Here is a 19,536-nt window from a genome sequence, read left to right on the forward strand (position 1 = left end):
ACTTGGTAACAAGTGTCGTCTACTCGACAGTAGTTTCTTAGCTGCCTATGCGGCAGGACACTGTTAACTATAGTCACTAAGCTGTTAATTCTATTGGTTTTACATTACAAAACCCCAAAATACCCTTTTTATTCTTAGTTCTGTAAGCCCTTGTTTTTAAATCTCTAAAAAAGAGCTTTAGAAAGAAGGTCAAAAACGAAACTCAGGTACCGTGCCTTTTCTTTCTTGATTGGTGGCTAAACCATAGCTATTAAAGTTTGCTGCAACACGCTCACCGACAAACTCCTTTTGCACAAACAAATTATAATCTTCCCCTGATGAACCGCTGGAGATTGGTATTCGATGAAAACTATCGATGACACGCTCTTCATTAGTGGCTGGTAACGATGGTTCAACACCAGATAGTTCGGCTCTAGCCATGCTTCGTTTGATCCGACGTTTCTTGGAACCCAGAAAACTTTTCCCGATCGTTTGGTTACGGACAAACCGCACCTCAGCCGCAGTGTCTGGCACCTCACATACACTGGAGATCTCAAATAAACCTTCATTTACCATCACAGAGAAATAGGGCTGAAAAGAGAGTCCAACCATCATCTCTTTATCTTCGGCAACAAAAGCTATGGTTTGACCAACCGTAGCATCACTCCAGTCGGGAAAGCTCACACCTATTTTATTCATGGCTTGTCGGTTATTAACCATAAACAAATGCATTTGGGATATACACCGGCCTGCCAATAATTCATGGTCGGCTTGTGCTGGTATGTAACGTATTAAGAAGTAGTAACGCTTTGTCATCATTATTCCTTACTTCGCCTTGGAACAATTGAAGAGGCCGCCTTTGATCAAGACAGACATGATGAAGTGCACATCATTTGGGATGACTTGAGAAGCTGTCATACTTTCAATCCAGCTCTCTGTATTTCTGAGTAGTTGATAGAAGTCATTTCCATGGGACACGTGTCGCCTTGCTATCACGTATTCTCGATCTGCCCCATATTCGTTCACTCTTAATGGTTTATCTGCGTTTTCATGCCACCAATCGTCAATCGATTGCAACGCGGCTCCAACTTTTTGACCATGAAATGCAACAGTTTCCTTTCCGTTCAAGAATTCTACGGTAGCTAACTGCTTAGTAGGAACACCATCTTCTCGGCTATCTAAAAACTCTTGGCTTGGGTAAACCTCATCTCCCCAACCAACTCCAATTTTAGCTTTGACATCCATATAGAAATATTCGGTTGGGTCAGCCAGAGCTCGCATCAAATAAGCGGTAAGTTTTTCTAGGCATTCTGCTGACGCTTCATCCCAATGACCATACCAAGAAAGCCTTGTTGCGTTTTCTACAATCAAGGTTTGTGAATCACTAGTGGTCACTTCTATCGACAATTTTCGACACTCTCTGTTTCTCCAAAGCCAAGTACCAAGCAGAATGTTCTTCGCGTATCGTAGAGCAAGTTCCTGATACCCATTGAGCTCTTTATAAGTATTAGCCAGTAACGAAAGTTTACTGCGCACTTCATCGTCACTACAGATATCTGGGGTTAGAGAATTTGCTCGAATTCGAAGGGGGAATGCACAGTAGATATCATCTACACCCGGCTTTACGTAACACTCTTCGATGAACTGAGGATTGGAGTAAGCTAAGTCTTGTGGAGCAACATTCTTTTTTACGAACTGGCCCCCTTTATACGCTTCTGCATAACCACCTTTTGGTGCGCGCAGCCTAGTTCTATCAATTTCAAGGGGACACATCTCACCACTTTTGGATAGATAGTAGAAATATGCTTTGCCAGCAGAGAGTGATCGAACGTAGTTCAGCTGAGTGCAAAGTTCCATAAACGATTAATCCCTATAGTTTTTTATAAGAATAGTTTCGCTACTGCATTCTATCGACCAAAAGGCATGGTTTAAAAAGTGATCTCTTCCACTAAAACGCACTTCTATCGGGTTGACTCGCTGAGCAAGCCCTATCGCGTTCTCTGCATAAGCGTGACAACTGGTGATTGAGTTGCCCCGTTTAGTTGGACGTTCTAACAAATGGTAGCCGATGGAAACTGGCAAGTTATCAGCGTCTTTAGTAATTAAACGTTCTAGCTCATCAAAATCACTCGGCTGATTTTCTCTTGGGTACAACCATCGCCCGTATGCTGGTAACCCTTTTATGACATGGAAAAGCTCACTCCTGCTGGTAAACGTCTTAAGCCACTCAACCTGCGTCGAGAGCTGTGGTTGGTATAATGCCCCTCCGGCGAAAGCGACGGGAAGTGCCGTTTTAAGTGCGGACTTAAAATCTGAAATTCGGCTGTCACTATGGACTCTGATAACTAGGTCTATTTCTAGGTCTGCCAATCGTTCACTACGAATAGTTGGTCGCTTCGCGTTAGAAACCGTTCGTGCTTTAGCGACTGAGTTGGGTTCGGTAAGCTTGGCCGTCGGTTGAATGTTCTCACTTCGAACATAAAAAGAGAAACTCGAAAACTCAAACGGGGAATCACAATTAACTAGCTTGTTAAACTCTCTTTGATACCGGTGCATAAAACCCCAAATAGCCGTCAAAGAAGGAGCACCACACAGATATGGGCTACTCATTGCGACCGCATCTTGCACTCTCATTGATGACAAATAGATATACTGCTCACCCGCTACCTTATCTTCATTGCCATTTGGTTTACTAAGTTGTTCAAGTACCCATACAATTTGGGCTTTGGCGACCTGCATAAGCTTAGGATGATAGGCAAACTTTGCGGCATACCTATTATTCTGAAACGTGAGATGCAAGCGACGGTTAAACTCATTAGCTAAAGAGCCTAGATCCGATTCTGGTAGCGCCAAAAAGGCTTGAGCTAAAGTGTCATCATGTTCCAATTGCTGTTGATTAGAGTCAGCATCAACGATATCTCTTAACTCAATTAATGGAAGCATCCACAGGGCTATCTGCTTTCGCAATATCTTACTTCTAACCTTACGAGCGATCTCTCTTTGCTTCTGTGTTTTTGATGGCTCTGAACCAATTAGATGATTTAACACCTGACAACTTTTAGCGTTAGTTACCTGATAGTCATCAAAGTAGTGGCCACTCTTTTTGCGACTTTCAGTTAACGTCCCACCCTGCGCTGGTTTGACGTCTAGCGGGTAGTTTAGAACTTTCATATGCCCACCTAAACTGCCACACAGATTCCCGATACTTGCAGAATTCGGCAGTGACGAAGACACAAAGCTGAGCTTACTTTCTCGACTTCTCGATCTCACTTCTAACTCTCTTTGGATGGCATGACTGACCACTGGGGTCACCGAAACATAATCATCCCCCCATGGAAACCGCAGTTGCTTGCTGTAAGTGCTGACACTGTCAGGAAAACTATTTTCAGGAAGTTGTTCTTCAATTGTATGTTTTAAGCGAGCAAGTGAATTAGCACCTAAACCAAATTCTTTGAGCAGCTCAACCCAAACAGGGGTTTCTTGCTGAACAAGTGAAAGAAGACTCACGGACTGTGATTGCCAGCGGAAAGGATTCAATAACCACAATGTATGGCGATACACCGCGGAGTTATGCCCCCACCCCAAGCTTTGCTCTAATACTGAGCTTGAGATAAGCGCCTCGGTTGTAGCAAGAGGTTGTGCAATTATCCGCTGATCTTTAACTCGGCAGTCTGGAAACTTGAGATTATGAGTGTGGAACCATTTGATTTCATCAAGGGAAGCTTCTAAGTTCTCAGCCGCTTTTAAATGCCTCTTAGCACGGGCAACATCCAACCAGTCAGAACATCTGTCTGATTGATGGCTTGAACTGAGATTAAGCAAGATCGTTAACGCTTCTTTTTCAAATCCTTCAACACAGACATCTTTCGTATAAGGCATGAACATCTTCTTTAACGTAATCTGCTTTACTGCCTCGTCTTCGATTGCTAATAAGTCACTTAATTTCGTCATAATTACCACTCAGGTAGATACACACTTAAACCATCACTTTCAGAGCTCATTCTAGTCAGCTTTGTTTCGATGACACTTCGTAAAGTAAACGCCGACTCGTGACTCGCTATCTTTGTATGCATTCGCGGCCTGACAGCGGCTTTAATCTCACCAAATTCATACAACCGATACACTTCATCCGTTGTGCCAGAGAGCAATGTAGAAGCTTCTAAGGGGCTGAGCAGTACATCACCGATATTTCCTTTGGCACTTGAGGGCACTGTTGCCACTAGCTTTGTAAAGTAAGCTAACACCTGAGTAAGTACGATATTGTGACTCAGCTGCCGACTGGGTAACTGACGGCAATCTTTAAGCAGAGCACCAAAGGCTTCATTGAAAAATACCTTCTTCCAATCTTTGACTCGAACGAGTTCTGCCTTCTCTTTCAAAGCATCGAGGTCTTGCCACAATGACATTGGCCAAGCGCCACAATATTCAATGAATGACTCAAGACTGAGGTCATCGATATCACCATAGCGATCTACATACCACAGTAAAAAACCGTAGCGCTCAGAGATGGTCATTTCTGCCTTCAGCAATCCCAAGGGTTTTGAATCACTTCCTGACAACCAGCGGGCGACCAAGGTCTCAGCGTCTGGAGCACCTTCGACTGGCGAGTTTCGGAGTTCAAAACCACATTCACATTGGCTAATACTCTCTGTACTTTGGTATTCAAGCCTCGACTTACACTCAGGGCAGTGATGAATCAGCTTACAGCCATGATGTTCACAAGCTTGGTGAGAGATAAATTGCCACTGCTGATGAATGTAGGGAGCTTCGCCAATACATAGGGGGCAAATAGGCGTGAAGCGCTTACGAAGAAAAGCATAAGGATAGTCAACACCAAATCTATGAACAGCTTTGTATTGCGGAGAGAATTGAGCTTTTGAATGTGATAACGCTAGGCGCAATACACCAAAGTTATTGAGCTTTAATTGGTTCTCAAGATGAATAAGAACCCGCACCCGCATTTGGCTTGTGGTTTGAGCGTGGTAGATATTGACTCGGTTGAGCTCTAAGGGGAAAGCACCAGCAATCGCTCCATGCAGATCCATAGTGTCGAACCAGATATCTTCGGCGAAATGAGAAAATCGCTCGTAGCCTTGTTCTTGCGATAAGCGCAACAAGAAGCTTTCGAGCGATTCGTCAGGGTAAAGTTGAATGTCCGTTTTCACATGCCACCACTAAAACTTAGAATTTCTAAGTTTTAGTATTACCGTTAATCCGAATAATTCAAATTCTATGGAGCCAAATTGTGAACTTTAATAAACTCTAAAGAGGTAACGTCCTCGTAAGTCAAAAATTACTTATGAAATAATGCGGCCGCAATGGGAGCAATACTTTCAGGGTGAAGTAACTGATTCGACTTAGCCTTTAACACCTCTGAACTTTTAATTTGGGCAACTTGAAACAAGTCCTTTAAGTCCTGTTTATTCCTCTCAAAATATGAAATACCGTCATCTTTCAGCCAGTTGCAGAAATCTTGAGTGTTCAATGTAACCTCTTTATCCTGGCTAACTTGGATAGCCACTAACTCTTGTCGCTGCCTCAGACCAAGAGAGTTTTGCCACCTTAAATATGAACATATTACAGCACCTTCTAGCAGAGACGACTTGCCAATGGAGGCTGTTAGTCCACCAAACTCATACGACTTAGCTTTTTTAAGTAAATACTTGAAAATAAAGTTATCGAGATCCATCATCTCGCAATTTCCACGACTCGCATGAAGAGTACGGTCAAACGTAATCTGCCACCTAGTTCTCCTTACCCCTAAATCCGTTGCAATAGCGTCATTTAGTTTAATTTGCCATATAAGGTTTTTATGGGTCTTATCTACAACTTCTATATCCAATAAGTCAAACATTCCTTGCGTAAAAAACATCACATGTTCCGATGTAATATTTAGCTCTTCTTTTACCTCTTTAGGATCAAACCCTGCGGCATATTCGAATAGCTCACGCTGTTTACTTGCTGAATTTTTGGCTTTTTCTAACGCTTCTTCGATGCGCTCTCTTGTGCGAGTTATACCGTCGCTTGTAGCTTCTAGCAGTATGTCTCCCACATCGACAAGGTCCGCGACTTCTCCCATTATGTCATCACTCAAACGCTCATTGTATTCCCCACTCAATGAAGATAAGTCACCTACAACTTGTTCAATTCTTTCGTGCATCAGATCCATTATTTGATCATCCATTGACTCAGGAGAATAAAGGTTAAAAACTACTACACGGTGTTTTTGACCATAGCGATATAAGCGACCAATGCGTTGTACCAATCTCATGGGGTTCCAAGGCAAATCATAATTAATCATAATATGACACTTGTCTTGAAGGTTAATACCTTCACCACCGGCTTCCGTTGAAATTAAGAACTGCCCTGCATCTTCAAAGTTTCTGATAGCTTCTCGGCGGACCGGATGTTTCATAGAACCATTAATCAAATTCACACAGCCATCGCCATAATGTTCTTCAAGGGCTGTCTTTAGGTAGTCTTGTGTTGAGCGATACTCTGTAAATATCAAGATTTTCTCTGACTTGTGGTTTGCGAGTATTGATGGGATCAAAACCTCTTTAAATTCCTTCAGTTTGGGATCCGTTATAAGTACTTGTTCACTCTCCGCAATCAGAATATTCAGCTGTTCTAGCTCACCGTCAAAGAATTCTTTTCCTTGTGTAGTTTGCAACTGTAGCTCTTCTGCTTCGCCAAAGTAACGTTCATCCTGCACCAATAGGTCGTCATCAACGCCTACTGATTGAGCCTCTTCAACAAGCCTACGTTTCCTATTGTGTAGTGCTTTATTAATCGCTTTTGCACTGGATGCTGCTAGCTTTCGGTATACAGTCATAACAAATCCGATTGCATTACCTGTTTGCCCCATCTCACTAGCTGTTTGGTAACCTTTTCTCAGATAGGATTGAAGTGAACAATCAAAATCTTTCAAGGCTTTGTCGTGCGTAACTCGTATTGCTTTTGTGGTTTTACCTTTAAAGATAAAATTACCTTCTAAATCGGTCACATCCGATTTATTATTTCTAATAATCATCTCAGACAGAATTTCAGGATTCAGTGCCAATGTCTCAATTTCTTCTTTTCTATCTGGATTTAGTAACATCAATAAGCTTTGAAACTTGTCAGGTTTGCCCTGGTGAGGGGTAGCACTTAATAGCACCATAGCTTTTGTTTTAGCCCTCAAAAAATTAGCAAGTTGGAATCGATTCGAGGCATCATATTTCATCCCATACTGTCTTCGACTAAGGCGATGAGCTTCGTCAAAAATAACAAGATCCCAAGGCTCTGCACGCAATAACTTTTCTAAATGATGCTCTTCTTTGAACCTATCAATTGAACCTATCACGTGTTTGTACATACCCCATTCTCGCCCTTCATCGATATTGAAGTTCTCGCCATATATTCGGAATTCGCTCAAGCCAAATTTATTATGGAGTTCTTCTTTCCACTGAGAAGTCAATCCTGCTGGTGTAACTAATAGGACACGCTCAGCTTGTCCTCTTTGCTCTAGAGCCTTTAGTAACATTCCCGTTTCTATAGTTTTGCCTAGACCAACATCATCGGCAATCATCCAATTGAGGTGACCAGAAGCTAGGATATGGTGAACCAAATGTACTTGATGCGGCAAAGGATCAATGTCTAACCGTGATAACGACCCTGTATTTTCATTCCAATTCTCAATAGCGTGCGCGAGGACTTTTAACTTAAATCTTACCGGTGTAATTAAGTCACCAAAGTCATTAGTACAAAACCGATGTTCTACACCTTTAATCCAAGACAGCCGCTCAAATGGCAACCAGCGAGTAATTGACGATTCAGAAAAATTAACTAGAACCTGATGGAAGCCCGCAATTTCTTTTATTTTGAGTACAATCCCTTCTTCTAGACATGACTCTACTTTAGACGCAGGAACATGCTGCACCTCCATACCTACCATAAAACCAGAACCTACAGATGAAGCTGAAACGAGTGTCTGACCATACTCACGATTTTGCCAACCAACCTTTAATGTAACTCCGTCAATATTATCCAAAACTTGGCGCACAAGACCGCGACCAAACTTTTCGTGTAACACCCAGCAACCTCTGACGGGCTTGAGCCTCTTTTGAACATGCATGGTCTTTTCCTCTTAGCTCTATCTATGCCTTTTGGTTCCATAGCTCTAACAAATAGTCATCCGTATAATCATCACTCACAAACGAGTTTTTACTCACAAATTTATTCGCTAAATCAATACCCATATCTTTAAGTGATAACATTTCATCCGAGTGAGGTAGGTGGGACGATATTGTATTTAAACCGTCAAAAAACTCGGGGACAGCAAAACCGCCAAACATCGAATCAATATTTCGGCTATGGAGTCGATAACTAAATAAATAGTGATTAAAAGCAGGGAAACAGCGCCTCAAAATAGTATGCGCGTACCAATACTCAAATTCAGTTTCTAAGAAATCATATATTTCTTCAAACGTTGGAACGCCATTAAACAAACGAACTAAGCGTAAAGCTTGTTTCCAACTACAATGTTTATAGGTTGAACCTGCACTCTCTCCGCTAACCCACGCTTTTGAAAACGTAATCCAATATCGTGAACTATCCTTCCAAAATGTCTTAACTTCAAAGGCCAACTCTAATTCTTCTACTGTTGCCCCAGACTGAACTTCTCTTGATAGTGCAACTTTTGTATTATGCCAACCAGATCCACTAAATACATCGACCAAAAATGGTAACTCTCTGGCATGCCAACCAAACTCAATAATACAGTCTACAGCAACAAAACGAGCTCGCTCCTCAAAAGTCAGGCTGTTCTCTAAAGCACTATTTCCTGCATTGTCATCATTAACTTGCTCATCATCAACCCACAAGTCATAAAGCTCTAACTCGTTATTATCAGTTACAAATAATTCATCTTCTGGAATTACTTCTTCTGCATAACTATAGATATCACTCGCTATATCATCATTCGTATCTTCTTCATTTAATTGTTCGAAAAATCCATCTAGCTCTTCCACTACATAATCATCTAAATCCTCTGCTGGGCTCAGCGATTTTCCACTTTGCAGTTCGAGGCTCTTCGTGCAGGGTTTTGGTATGTCAATTCCGACTTGCTTTATAGATGATGAAGAGTTGACGGGAAGGTCGGCTTCATCCGCCAGATTTAAGGGCTTAAGAAGAACATTTTTTTTCTTAGAACGATGATATATTTTAACTTCCGATTCATCAGATGAGTTATTCACCTTTCTGTTTAAGCTCAAAGTTTTTCTGGGTGATTTTATTGGTTGAGTACCAGAGCTTTCAAAATTGTACTCAACATCCACTAGCTCACTTGATTTATCCGCCAAAAAAGAAACATCACTTTCATTAGGCAATTCCATTTCAGAGTGCATAGCAGAAGGTGATAAGTCATAAAAAGCCGCTTCGGTAAATTCCTTTGCTTTGGCATAGTTTCCAAGTTTGTGGTGGAGATTGCTTAAGATACTAAGTAGCCTTTCTGAACGAGGTTTTTCGCTATGTGCTTGCTCTAATAACTTAACAGCCAACGTAATTTCATCTCTATCGACTAAACGCGCTGCCCGTATTAAGATATCAGTCTCGCTCAAAAGGGCCATTGGTACAGTATCATTCACCTAAATTTCCACCATTTACAGTCAAGAACATTCTTAAAAACTTCAAAAAATCACAGGCCATTTATCTACAATCTCATACAGATTCTCTAAGCACTCTTACTCTCTTCAACCACAGCATTCGCATTCACCTTGCGAATCACTCCAAACAGCTCTACCACGGTGCCTTCATCGAAGAAGCCATAAGCGCTTTCACCATGGTTATCAGTAAATGGTGGCTCGAAGAGTTGTGACATATCGAGAATGCCGTTATTAACTAAGTAATCGATCACTTGATCGACGAATTGAATCTGTTCAGCGTTGTAAGACTCTGCATCAAGGAAGCTACTGAATGCTTCTTTGGCTGCATTCATGTCTAAACCTATGAGTTCACGGATAAACGTGCCTAGCGGCTTCTCTTGTAAGATCTTCTCACGGTAAGCTTCCACGTCGCTCATACCGCTTGCATCCAGTAGTAAGCCTTCTAAGACGTCTAAATCGGCTTGAGTGATGGATTTATTGCGCTTGAGCTTTTGAATCGTTAGCTGATCTTGGTGGTCTTGAATATAGAGCTCAATTTTCTTGCGATACTGGGCTAAATCAACGCTTGGATTCTTGTACACGTTTGTCACGTCATGGACACCTTGAACTTCGTCTTCAAAATTGGTGTACACCATCTCTTTTTTATCTTTGTCCAACGCAAACATTAGATTTCGTAACTTACGACGTAGCTCTTCAAGCGTCACTAAATGGATATCTTGCCAAAACTCTTGGGTCTGAATATCTTGGATAAGTTGCAGCTGCGCTTGTACTGCTGGAATCGTCGATTTCGCTTCAAGCTGCTCAGCAAACTCAACCACTCGTCCGCGGCTTGTTTCAGACAACATACCTTTCTCTAACAGGTCCAATTGCATGGTTAACACCAAGCTATCGAAACGGTGTGATAAGTGATTAAGTTGCTCATCAGAATTAAACGCTTCAGCTTCAGTTGGTAGCGCAGAGATTTGGCTCTCTAGCTCTGTAAACTTGGTATCATCAATATTGTCCCAATGATCTCTTTCTAAGAAGGGCTCTACCGATTGGCGCTTTGGTCTTACGATAAAGTTATCGAGATTCATACCACTCACAAGGTGATGCAACATGTCCAATTGATAGCGGTTTAGCTCTGTATAGCGCTCACAGTCTTCAGGGTTTTGTTCGCGAAACTCGTCATTATTTAGCTGGTCATTGATCAATGTACTAAGCAGAACGCGCTTCTCGAATACCTGTTGAGTAACGGGTTTTGCTACACCCACAGCTATGCCTTCGGGGTTCGCATCGAAATACTCAAAGTTCTGACAGTAATCGAAGACCTTGAACGTCTTTTTGTCATCATTCGGACCAAAGAGGTCTTTACACAAACGTGTGCCACGGCCAATCATCTGCGTAAATTTCACTTTAGAACGGATGACTTTGAAGAACACAAGGTTCACCACTTCCGGTACATCAATACCGGTATCCAACATATCTACAGAAATTGCGATACGGCAGGTTGGGTTCTTCGGGTCGAACTCATCAATTTTGTTTTCGTCACCACCAAATTCATCGATTAGGCTTTGGGCGTAGGTTTCTTTGAAAGTAATGACGCGTGCGAGCTTGCCTGCCCATTTCGGATAGTTCTTATTGAACATCTTCTCAAGGAAAACGGCGTGATCATTATTGGCTGCAAAGATGATGGTCTTACCTATAACATCACCACCTTCAACATGGATACCACCTCGATCATCTTTACTCATTAACTGAGCAAACATTTTTTCTGCGGTATCTTCGTTAAACAGAAACTTATTCACTTCTGATGGCAATACTTCGTCGCGATCTTCCAGTTCGGCTTTGTTTTCCCACTCTTCCTGCTCTTCGTCTGACAGATCTTTGTACTTCACGCCCTCACGTAAAAACTTAGTCGCAACAGAGATTTTGGTCGGTGGTACAAGGTAGCCTTGGTCATACGCTTTATCGTCTTCATAAGCGTAGGTTGGCATCCCTTTTTGTAGTTCGAAAATGCCATAGGTATCTTTTTCAACCTCATCTTTTGGTGTCGCGGTTAAGCCCACTAAGAAGCCGTCAAAATACTCAAAAATTTGGCGATACTTGGAATAGACTGAGCGGTGCGCTTCATCGACAATAATCAAATCAAAATGACCGACACCAAACGGACGTTCATCTGAACCACGGTCCAATAGATTCTTCATGGTTGGGTAGGTAGAGAAATACAAACGGCTGTCGATGTTATTCTTGCTCTGCCCTGAATCCAAAATTGAACAACTTACACGAGGCAGTAGCTTAACGAAGTTCTTCTTAGCTTGGGTAAGCAATGCATTACGGTCGGCAAGGAACAGAACGTTCTTAACCCAATCGTTTTTCACCAACAAATCAACAAGGCTGATCACGGTACGCGTTTTCCCCGTACCCGTTGCCATTACAAATAAACCTTTACGCTCATGTTCTAGCTCAAAGTCCTGCAATAATTTGGTGATGGCTGACTTTTGATAGTGACGGTTGGTGATCTCGTTATTAATAACAAGATTGTTGTTAGGCATACCACTTTCAAAGAAAGGTTTACGATCGGTACGACGCTTCACCATAAGCTCAAGTTCGGCCTTGGTGTAAAAACCCTGAACTTGACGAGGCGGGTAGAAATGATCATCCCACAGATGGGTATCATAGCCATTGGTATAGAAGATAACTGGGCGTACACCACATTGGTCTGCTAGACAATTAGCATATAGTTCAGCTTGTCGCTTACCTTCTTCTGGACTGATGTTAGCGCGTTTTGCCTCCACCACCGCTAAGGCTGTGCCGTCGTCTCCCCAGAGTACATAATCGACAAAACCGTTTCCTTTAGGGTTGACCTTTGAGATAGGCATTCCTGATACAGGGTATTCACGGTCACGTTTATGTTCTAGCTTCCAGCCAGCTTCGTGTAGAAGTACATCGATAAGATAAGTTCGAGTTTCTTCCTCGTTATAATCGTGCGCATCGGTGACTTTTTCAGCACTTTGTTTAGCTTGCTCTATCTGCTCAAGTAATGCTTGGTTTGCCGCTTTTAACGTTTCGTTCTCTTTAAGTTGCTGTAAGTAGGCTTCACGCTCGACTTTGTCGTCTTGCTCTAGCTGCTTCTCTAGCTCTTTAACCCGTTTAATGCTGCTCAGGGCTTTGGTCGCCACGGTGGCATCAATCGACACTTGTTGTGGGATAAGCGCTTCATCAAACGGTTGAACGACAAATTGGTTACGGTTCAACTCTCTGTTTGCAAAAGCGGGTGTATAGGTACGAATAAACCAATACAGCACATGGTGCAGCTCTTTCACCGCTTGTAGGGCATCACGCTGTGGCAGCGTCGTTTTACTGTGAACCGCTTCGTTACCCACTTGGATCACTAGCTTGAGCTTAGGAAACAAGTGAGTTTCTAAATTTTGCTTAAAGTCCTTGTCATGAATAAGCGACATTAAAGTCGCATCATGACGTGGACGAGCAAGCCAATTATCAATATCAAATACGGTTTCAACCATTAACTCCAATGCATTTCGAGCATAAAAGCCTGCAATGCGCGGATCAGTTTTGATGTTGCTTTCCGCATTTTGGGCACGAGTTTGAATCTCGGCGCAACGCGTGGTGTACACATCGTTGCCGCCGTTAAGGGCAACATCCATAAAGCCGAAGTTGCTCGTTGAACCGTTAACCGTATCTGACATTGAATTTCCTTTTTACATCACAGCTCTTTAGGTAAAGCCATTATTCGTTATAGGTTTAGCTCGCCTTTGAAGGCTTTTTGCATGAGAGCATTGAACATATTGTTAGACTCACTCAACCTATGCGCTGATGTAATTTTGTTAGTTTCAACTTCACTTAAAAATTTCTCGTATTCTTTTTGTTCTTCAAGAGGGGGAGACAACAGCATTAAGGATTTCAACTTAGTGACATTAATTCCGGCCATAATTGCGCCTTGACTAATAAGCTTTAATTGCCCTTCTACGTCTTTACTATACATAAACTGCTTTTGTAGAAAAGATGCAGACACTGTGCTGCTGCAAGGCCGTATTCTTAATAAATCAGAATGCATAATCCCACTTTGAAGATTGTCAGGATAAATGTAACAGTTACCTACATTTCCCTTTCTCGTCATCACAATGTCACCACCAACAATAGAATACGCCTTAAGGTCTAACGCCTTTTCATGAGAAACATACTCAACCGTAGGTTTTTCGAAGCCAGAGTTAACATGCTTTATCCCCCATAATGGCACCCCTTCAGTGGTAAATTCAGATTTACCTAATTGAGTGCCAAAAGGGCCACATTTGATGTCATCTTTATCTGCCACTAACTCCAATAAAGGGCGTTTATCCCACCCCTTAGGATTCGTCACCGGATCACCAAACATATCAATAAACACTGACTGAGCGAGGCTGTTTAGCTCTTGTTCCATTTGTTGACAGTCTTTACGCAGTTGGTCAGCTTCTTCTAGCACCGCTGCGATTTGCTTTTGGGTTTCTAGTGGAGGGAGTGGGATTTCAAGTGATTCGATTACTTTCTTATTTATTTGAGGAAAGGTCGAACCCGTTGAATTTCGATATAATTCATCTTCAATTGATGCGATAAAGTACCATAAGTATTTTGAGTCTAACTTTTCATCATGGACTCTAAGCCCCGCAACACCGCGCCCGAGGCAATATTCTTTATCCGCCCAGTTCAAATCACCAATCGTAGCTCGAACACAAATTATGATGTCGCCTTTTTTACATAGCTTTGTAGGTTCAAGTGTTGCTTTCTTTGGTCGAGGAAATACATCGCCATAGTCTGCTGCGCCAGCTATGAGTGGCACACCGCTATCGAGCTCTACATATGTAGAACCTTTAGGTGCAGAACCCATATCGATTTGGCAGATAGTTGATAAATTAACTAGAGGCCAGCTCATTTCAGCAACCCTTCTAAATCAGCTAATCCCTTCGCCATACTATCTTGTAGCGTTTTAATGCGTTTCAAAATGTCTTGCGGCGCATCGTATTGCACTTCTTCGTACACCACTTCTTTGTAACGATTGAGGCTTAGGTCAAAGTCGTTACTGGTAATGGCATCGACTGGCACCATAAAGCTCTGCTCTGTCTTTTGGCGTGTGTATTCTGGGCTGTCGACGTTTGGTGTGTTGTCTTCATTGGTCAGGGTTTTAAAGCGTTCAATGATATCGGCAATGTTGCTTTGCTCGTGATTTGGCACTTCGCCATCTTTAAAAAGCTGACTACGTTTATCATCTAACGAGAAACCATCGGCTTGCATGTCGTAGAACCAAACATTATCTGTACCGCCACTGTTGGTTTTGGTGAATATAAGAATGGCAGTACTTACCCCAGCGTAGGGCTTGAATACACCAGAAGGCAGTGAAATTACCGCTTCTAATTTCTGCTTAGATACAATTTGCTCACGAATCGCTTTATGCGCTTTAGTCGAACCAAATAGCACACCATCAGGGATGATAACGGCAGCGCGGCCACCGACTTTGAGCATACGAAGAATTAGGGCTAAGAACAGTAGCTCTGATTTCTCAGTTGGCTTTTTCTTTTTAACCTCAACCTGAATTTCATTGCCGTCTTCGTCAATTTCAGTTGTGAACTTCGGTGCCGTTTTCTTTACTACTGGATTTTTACCTAAGGCACGCAGCAAATCTGGAGCGACAATGTCGAAATCAACAGAGCCTTTAAACGGCGGGTTTGCAAGAATAAGGTTATAGGCTTCTGAGATATTCTCGTCACCTTGGTCTTGCAAGCTATCACGGTAATGGACGCTAGGGTTTTCAATACCGTGCAATAGCATGTTCATCGCGCCAATGCGCAGCATGTGTTTGTCAAAATCAAAGCCAGTAAACATCTCATTGTTAAAGTGCTTACGGTTATCTGGCTTATTCACTTCTTTCGCGTGATGCTCTTCAACATACTCGACAGCTGCCATCAAGAAGCCACAGGTGCCCGATGACGGGTCACAGATAGTGTCACCCACTTTTGGCTGCATCAGCTCAACCATCATTTGGATGATGTTACGCGGGGTACGGAACTGACCGTTCACGCCCGACTGTTGCAATTTGCTTAACAAGTACTCGTACAGATCGCCTTTAGTGTCTTTGTCGTCCATGTTAATAGCGCTAAGAAGCTGCACCACCTGATCCAATAGCTTTGAAGATGGGATCATAAAAATCGCATCTTTCATGTGCTCAGCAAAACTGCCTTCGTTTTGTAAAGTTTTGATTTTTGGAAATACTTGCTCACGGACGATGTCCATCATCACATCTGGATCTTTGTCTTTAAAGTTACTCCAGCGAAGGGCTTGCTCATCAGGCGTAAACGTTGGGTTATTCAACGGTAGACCTGTTGCTTGGCTACGACGTTCTGCGGTCTTTTGCAACTCATCTAAACGACGAATAAACAGCAGGTAGGAGATCTGCTCGATCACTGAGATTGGGTTAGCGACGCCGCCTGTCCAAAACATTTCCCAAACTTGGTCAATCTGATTACGAATTTTGCCTGTTAGCATGGTGATTCTCTTTGGTAAATTGTTACCTTCTTAACAAGAAGAAAACAACTTAGTGATGTGTAGGTCTATAGCGCGATTTTATCATACATAGCCAGCTATACGTTAATGTGCATCACATTGAATTGATCATAAATAAAAGTGCTATTTTTTATTCAGTTAGATAGTATTTAGCGCATCGATTATTGTTAAAAGTGAATGATGATGACTAGAGGAACGCAACTCAAAATATACTTGGCGAACGGCTCTGTGACAGGTATTCGACATGCTGAAATTGTGAACTGGACAGGTCAGGCTATTGCGGTTCCTAGAGTACACATCAAAGAGCTCTCTGAATGGGAAGAAACTCAGCGGCCCGGGGTTTACTTTTTATTTGGTTACAACGCAGAGAGTGGCAATAGCCTTGTTTACGTTGGAGAAGCTGAACATATTCAAAAACGCTTATCACAACATTTAGCAGGCAAAGAGTTCTGGAATGAAGCCATTTGCTTTACGAACAAAGATGAAAACTTAACGAAAGCACACGTTAAGTATCTTGAAGCTCGTTTAATCGAAATTATCTTAGAGTCAAAACGATACGACCTCGATAATGACAAGCAACCACCGACATCTTCATTACCCAGAGGTGAAAGAGACGCCATGGAGACTTTTATTGACAACATTCGCACTGTTATCGGTTCTTTAGGGCACAAGCTGTTGGAATCGAAGGTGTCTCAAACGAATGCTCCCTTACCAAGCGAACCAGAGAGTATGGTGCTGCAGCTCAAGGTAAAAAAAGTCAATGCTAAGGCAATGCTTACGGATGAAGGCATTGTCGTTTTGAAAGGGTCTCAGGCACTAACAATAGCTCAGCCTAGTTTATCTAAAGGCTATACGAAGCTACGTAGTAACCTAGAAGATAAAGGGATTCTAGCGTCATCAGGAGACCGCCTAGTAGCAACCGAAGACATTCTATTTACTAGCGCCTCTCAAGCCGCCGCAGTGCTGCTTGGCTACCTTTGCAGCGGACCCGACTATTGGAGAAGTACTACGGGTAAAACACTGAAAGAAATTGAAGCGGAATCTATTTAGATAAATGCGGCGATAACTCGCTGTTTAAATTGGCCTAACCTCAGTTCATCAAATGCTAAAGTGAACCCTGCATGGTTTGAATTCATCATATCTGAAGTTTCTCCCCAACTGAGTAAGCTTGGTTGGGGTCGATTAGATTGAACGCTTTCCGATACAGGGCTTGATGGTAGGCGTTTTTCATCAATAGCACTCGGCACATTATTCTCTTGTTTAATGTACATGCAGCTATCAGGAATATCCTGCTCAATTCTTTCAGCAAACCCAATCAGACTTTCTTCAGCAAAGGTATACAACCACGCTTCTTGGTTGGGTGAATCATTGATTCTTAAAATTCGCCCGAGTACTTGCCTGAAGTAGAGTTCCGTTTTTACCGAACTCATATGGCAGCAAACCTGAAGCCTTGGAATATCCGTACCTTCACTTATCATCCCAACACTGACTATCCACTGAACCTTTGAGTGACGAAAGGACTCAATTTCATTTAACGGATCATCATGGTGATAGGTCACTAAGCATGCTGATTGATTAAAGTGCTCAACCAGTCGCTTTTGAATGTCTTTAGCGTGCTTAATAGAAGATGCGACCACCAAGCCTCCAGCACTTGGGGACTCTTGCCTTATCTGCGCTAGCTTTTGGCAACCACTATTCAATATGTAATTCATAGCGTCTTCGTTATGAATGACGCTTTGATAAGAGACATCGGATTGTTTCAGGCAATCAAGAATCGAAACGAAGTGTTGATTGTCACTACCAGCATTAACACTCAGGTGTTCATTATCGATTAAAACGATTTTAGGGCGGCGACATACCTTATCAACAACTGCCTGTTGCAAACCATATTGATAATCACAAATGAGCATACCATGAGGGTCGGAATACTCGGCCATAACTATCGGTAACCGATCAGAGCGCCAAGGAGTACCCGACAGCGCTAATGTGTAACGGGCAAAACCTTGGATCTTACTGACGATTTCTAACCCCCATGAATTTGACCTACCCTCATCATCAAACGAGCAATGGTGGATCTCATCAAATACGACTAGTACCCGATATTTACTGACGGTGTTCCAGAAGTTTTCATCTAAAAAACGGATGGATTGATAGGTGTAAGAGCCCCCAAGAGAACCCAAGCCTCCATTAAAGGAACATTCCAGTTTCCATGAAAAGGTCTTTTGCATCCCTTCTGCAACAGTCAGAGAGGGAGAGAAACACAGCACTAGGTCAATCATTCCTCTTTTAAATAACCGACTCGCAACCTCGGCGGCCATAACGGTTTTACCAGCACCAGGGGTCGCTTGGCAGAAGAAATGTGAATGCTTATTTGAAGTGAATTTCTCGATAGCTTGATCTGCACACTCGGCTTGCCATGCTCTTAACATTGAGGAGCCTTGCTTTGGGCTACTTGCATCCAGTTGGTTAGTGCATTAATTCTGCCTAATAGCTTGGCTGAGCGTTCTCTTGCCGCATTAAATAGCGGCTGCATATCTTGCTTGTTGTTTGGAAAACGCGTTAACAACGATTGGTATTCCTCAATCTCGCCTAAAGTAATCGCCAACTCGCCTTCATGTTGCTTCTTCTCTTGCTCTAGTGCATTTAGAGAGCACTCTGGAATTTGAACAGCTATTGAGTCGACTTTAGCTTGCCTATTTCTAGCTACTCTAGGCTCAATTGTGAGCGCTTTGAATTCGTTAGTTTGATGGTAGCGTTTGTCTCTACGAGCCCCAATAACAGAAAGCCACCCTTTCTCCTCAAATGATAGAAGTTGCTTATAAACATACTTTCGAGCGTCGTCCTTGCTCGGAAAGGTTGAAACACTGTTTAGCAAAGCATCCCTAGCTTCTGTGACGGAGAAGTTATCCATCCCTTTTTCAATCAATAGGTTAAACATGTGATGGTTAATTCTGGTTACTTTCTTCATGTGACTCTTGTACGCAATAAAAACTTAGGATTGCTAAGTATACAAAAATCAGTAAAACTTAGACAATCTAAGTTATCTAAAGGTTGAAAAGAAATGTGTAAGTGCAAAAAGACAACCCCATCCCAGCGAGGCTCAAAGCTGCGCGTAAAAAAGCCAAGATCACCCAAAAAGATTTAGGGGTGAAAATTGGTATGGAGCAGAGTTCTGCTAGCGGTCGTATGAATCATTACGAGAAAGGCAGGCATGTGCCTGATATTGGTACGCTTGAACGCATGGCTGAAGAGTTAGATGTGCCGCTGAATTACTTTTTCTGTAGGAGCGAATTGAGCGCTGAGTTAGCGTGCGCCATTGATAAGATGAGTGATGAAGAGAAGGTGGTGCTGTTGGAGAACCTAAAGAGCGAGAAGTAAT

13 protein-coding genes are annotated in these 19,536 nt (G+C 42.4%); 2 read left to right on the forward strand and 11 right to left on the reverse strand.

All coding sequences use genetic code 11. From position 1 onward, the window contains the following. Positions 1–189 precede the first annotated feature (189 nt). The 9 genes from cas6f to A142_RS09465 form a co-directional block, all read right to left on the reverse strand. A complete protein-coding gene (gene cas6f / locus A142_RS09425) occupies positions 190–795 on the reverse strand; it encodes a type I-F CRISPR-associated endoribonuclease Cas6/Csy4 (protein WP_019820369.1) in 606 nt (201 codons plus the stop codon). Positions 796–804: 9 nt separating this feature from the next. Next, entirely contained in the window at positions 805–1,836 is a 1,032-nt protein-coding gene (gene csy3 / locus A142_RS09430; RefSeq protein WP_019820371.1) for a type I-F CRISPR-associated protein Csy3, read from the reverse strand. Between the two features lie 6 nt (positions 1,837–1,842). Then, entirely contained in the window at positions 1,843–3,930 is a 2,088-nt protein-coding gene (locus A142_RS09435; protein ID WP_019820373.1) for a type I-F CRISPR-associated protein Csy2, read from the reverse strand. 2 nt (positions 3,931–3,932) lie between these two features. Then, positions 3,933–5,144, reverse strand: coding sequence for a TniQ family protein (locus A142_RS09440; protein ID WP_019820374.1), 1,212 nt, complete (start codon positions 5,142–5,144; stop codon positions 3,933–3,935). 128 nt (positions 5,145–5,272) lie between these two features. Then, entirely contained in the window at positions 5,273–8,095 is a 2,823-nt protein-coding gene (locus A142_RS09445) for a DEAD/DEAH box helicase (RefSeq protein ID WP_019820376.1), read from the reverse strand. A 22-nt stretch (positions 8,096–8,117) separates the two neighbouring features. Continuing rightward, on the reverse strand, positions 8,118–9,605 hold the full coding sequence (locus A142_RS09450; RefSeq protein ID WP_139137167.1) for a tetratricopeptide repeat protein: 1,488 nt from the start codon (positions 9,603–9,605) through the stop codon (positions 8,118–8,120). 86 nt (positions 9,606–9,691) lie between these two features. Then, complete coding sequence (locus tag A142_RS09455; RefSeq protein WP_019820379.1) at positions 9,692–13,312, reverse strand: DEAD/DEAH box helicase family protein; 3,621 nt, start codon at positions 13,310–13,312, stop codon at positions 9,692–9,694. Between the two features lie 47 nt (positions 13,313–13,359). Further along, on the reverse strand, positions 13,360–14,487 hold the full coding sequence (locus A142_RS09460; RefSeq protein WP_158008801.1) for a restriction endonuclease subunit S: 1,128 nt from the start codon (positions 14,485–14,487) through the stop codon (positions 13,360–13,362). Between the two features lie 41 nt (positions 14,488–14,528). Beyond that, positions 14,529–16,139, reverse strand: a complete 1,611-nt coding sequence (locus tag A142_RS09465) for a type I restriction-modification system subunit M (protein ID WP_019820383.1) — start codon at positions 16,137–16,139, stop codon at positions 14,529–14,531. Positions 16,140–16,340: 201 nt separating this feature from the next. Here A142_RS09465 and A142_RS09470 point away from each other — a divergent pair, with 201 nt between their 5' ends. Next, positions 16,341–17,207, forward strand: a complete 867-nt coding sequence (locus A142_RS09470) for a GIY-YIG nuclease family protein (protein ID WP_019820384.1) — start codon at positions 16,341–16,343, stop codon at positions 17,205–17,207. On the opposite strand, the gene A142_RS09475 is transcribed toward A142_RS09470, so the two are convergent. Both A142_RS09475 and A142_RS09480 read right to left on the reverse strand, forming a co-directional pair. After that, on the reverse strand, positions 17,204–18,586 hold the full coding sequence (locus A142_RS09475; protein ID WP_019820386.1) for a DEAD/DEAH box helicase: 1,383 nt from the start codon (positions 18,584–18,586) through the stop codon (positions 17,204–17,206). The genes A142_RS09470 and A142_RS09475 overlap by 4 nt on opposite strands. Further along, positions 18,580–19,125: a hypothetical protein gene (locus A142_RS09480; RefSeq protein ID WP_019820388.1), complete on the reverse strand. Its 546-nt coding sequence runs from the start codon at positions 19,123–19,125 to the stop codon at positions 18,580–18,582. The genes A142_RS09475 and A142_RS09480 overlap by 7 nt, the downstream gene beginning before the upstream one ends. A 101-nt stretch (positions 19,126–19,226) precedes the next feature. Between A142_RS09480 and A142_RS09485 the strand changes: the two genes are divergently transcribed. Then, on the forward strand, positions 19,227–19,535 hold the full coding sequence (locus A142_RS09485) for a helix-turn-helix domain-containing protein (RefSeq protein WP_017631043.1): 309 nt from the start codon (positions 19,227–19,229) through the stop codon (positions 19,533–19,535). Position 19,536 lies beyond the last annotated feature (1 nt).

The sequence above is a fragment of the Vibrio splendidus 12E03 genome (assembly GCF_000272105.2).
Classification (GTDB): domain Bacteria; phylum Pseudomonadota; class Gammaproteobacteria; order Enterobacterales; family Vibrionaceae; genus Vibrio; species Vibrio splendidus_I.